Origin of the sequence: Psychrobacter sp. AOP5-GZ1-6, from assembly GCF_052376345.1 — a bacterium.
In the GTDB taxonomy this organism is placed as follows: Bacteria; Pseudomonadota; Gammaproteobacteria; order Pseudomonadales; family Moraxellaceae; genus Psychrobacter.
In genome coordinates this window covers 1-1,770 of sequence record NZ_JBQSVP010000241.1, presented here as the reverse complement: position 1 = coordinate 1,770, position 1,770 = coordinate 1, and the positions used below count along the sequence as shown (strand labels likewise).

The following is a 1,770-nucleotide window of genomic DNA, read 5'->3' as shown; positions in this document are numbered from 1 at the left end:
AAAGTAATAGAAACAGATAACAACTTAAGAATTGTATACGATGAAGGGTTCGTAGTTGTTGATGAAGATACTCAAGAACCCATACCGAACTGTCACTACAAAATTACGAAACCTGATGGAAGTATTGAAACAGGTGTTACAGATGATGAAGGCAGAACAAAAGTATTAGAAAGTTATGCAATTGAAGATCTAGAAATTGAGGTGAAATTCTAATGGCTGATAATTGGGAGTTAATTGGAAAGTCATCGACTAGTCCAAAGAGTAATACTAATAGAGCGGTAGTAAGTACAAGAGTACCGAAAACGGAAAATATCATATTCATTGGTTCAGAGATGCATTATGATCTTTTTTGGCTAAAAATGATGTTTGTAGCTGCATCTTACCCTTTTGTTCGGAGTCCAAAATTCAGAAGTTGTGATAAAGCAACTATTGCATATATAAATAAAGGATATACTCGTACAGAAAAACTTGCAATCGAAGGTTTGAAAAATGAAATTAATGCTAATAAGGTGGAATTCAAAGCTATTGATAGTAAAGAAGGCTTGATGAGCATTCTCAAAAACAATAGAGAATCTTTCAAGCTTCAAGATGTTGCTTTTTTCTCTCACGGACTGAATGGTGTTATAACATTAAATCTTGATTCTAGCCCAACAGTAAATTTTACAATTTCTGACTTAGCAAGCATTCCTTCCAATGCTTTTGTTTCGTCTGGAAAGTTTTATTCATATGCCTGTAGGACCGGTCTCTCTGACTCGATACTTTTACGTGCAAAAGATAGTTATGACACTCTGTCTGAAGCTAAACCAGAAGACAGTTTAGCTCAGAAAATAGCAAATCGTTTTGATATCGAAGTTCATGCTTATTACAAACGCACATCATATGCAAATGTTATAAGAAATAGAAGCGAGTCAGAGTCTATAGTAGCATCACTGCAAGAAAAACGCGAAGAAGAACCACAAAAATCTATTTTAAACTTATCACAAACTTATCAAGCTTTGAAACATGATGGACTCGCAGAAACAGGAATTCTTTTTTTAACTGGTGGTCGAGGTGAAGGAACAAATGGCTACGCACTTTGGCGTAATGCCGGTGGTCAAGCATTACCAACAGCCGCTGAATCGCCTACTGGACTACCTTCTAATATGGAAATATTCCGTAAAAAATAGAATAAAACATGAAATCAAAAATTATATTTATTATTTTCATTTTAGCCTTACCCATATTTTATTTAGCTATCTTCTATAAGGGCTCTACATCTATGAATGTATTTAATCACGAAAAAACAAGCTTTGAAGACGTATCACTTCTAATAAATGAGAGTAAACTAAACAATACTAGCTATCTAGCTAGTATTGCTAATGAAAATTCAGAAAAAGTTAATATTAATTTTTATGGAATCACTCCACCTGATAATTCTCAGATTATCTTATACTCTAGCGTTTTAGGACAAACAATCTATGCAGACGATTACAAGAGCCAAATCACTGTTGAAATACCTACAAGCCTATATAAGAAAGACGAAGGATTGGATTCAATAAAATTTTCTATTTATAGTCCTGATTCTTTTGACTTATACACTCTAGAACAAGAGAAACCCTATATATTTTGGAAGAAAAACTCAGTAATCAATATTCATTTTTTGCACCAAAAAAAATACTATGATGAAGAGCTTGCTTTGTTTGTAGGATATACCGTTACCTTACATAATATTAGTAAATAGTTCTCTTAAAAAATAGCATATGGATTTAGAATCAGAACTATAACTCAATC

3 protein-coding genes are annotated in these 1,770 nt (G+C 32.9%); all 3 read left to right on the top strand.

Annotated features, from left to right (window positions below; genetic code table 11):
• Positions 1 to 213: hypothetical protein (locus ACT3RN_RS15415; RefSeq protein ID WP_444518806.1), on the top strand; the 213-nt coding region annotated here is incomplete at its 5' end.
• The gene (locus ACT3RN_RS15410) at positions 213 to 1,166 is read left to right on the top strand and encodes a hypothetical protein (protein ID WP_444518805.1); all 954 of its coding nucleotides are present in this window, start codon (positions 213 to 215) and stop codon (positions 1,164 to 1,166) included. The genes ACT3RN_RS15415 and ACT3RN_RS15410, both read left to right, overlap by 1 nt.
• 92 nt (positions 1,167 to 1,258) lie before the next feature.
• Positions 1,259 to 1,720: a hypothetical protein gene (locus ACT3RN_RS15405; protein ID WP_444518804.1), complete on the top strand. Its 462-nt coding sequence runs from the start codon at positions 1,259 to 1,261 to the stop codon at positions 1,718 to 1,720.
• Positions 1,721 to 1,770: the final 50 nt, after the last annotated feature.

What these genes read in the sequence shown, in the direction of transcription:
- ACT3RN_RS15410 (WP_444518805.1), top strand. Translation starts at nt 213, where the DNA reads ATGGCTGATAATTGGGAGTTAATTGGAAAGTCATCGACTAGTCCAAAG.
- ACT3RN_RS15405 (WP_444518804.1), top strand. Translation starts at nt 1,259, where the DNA reads ATGAATGTATTTAATCACGAAAAAACAAGCTTTGAAGACGTATCACTT.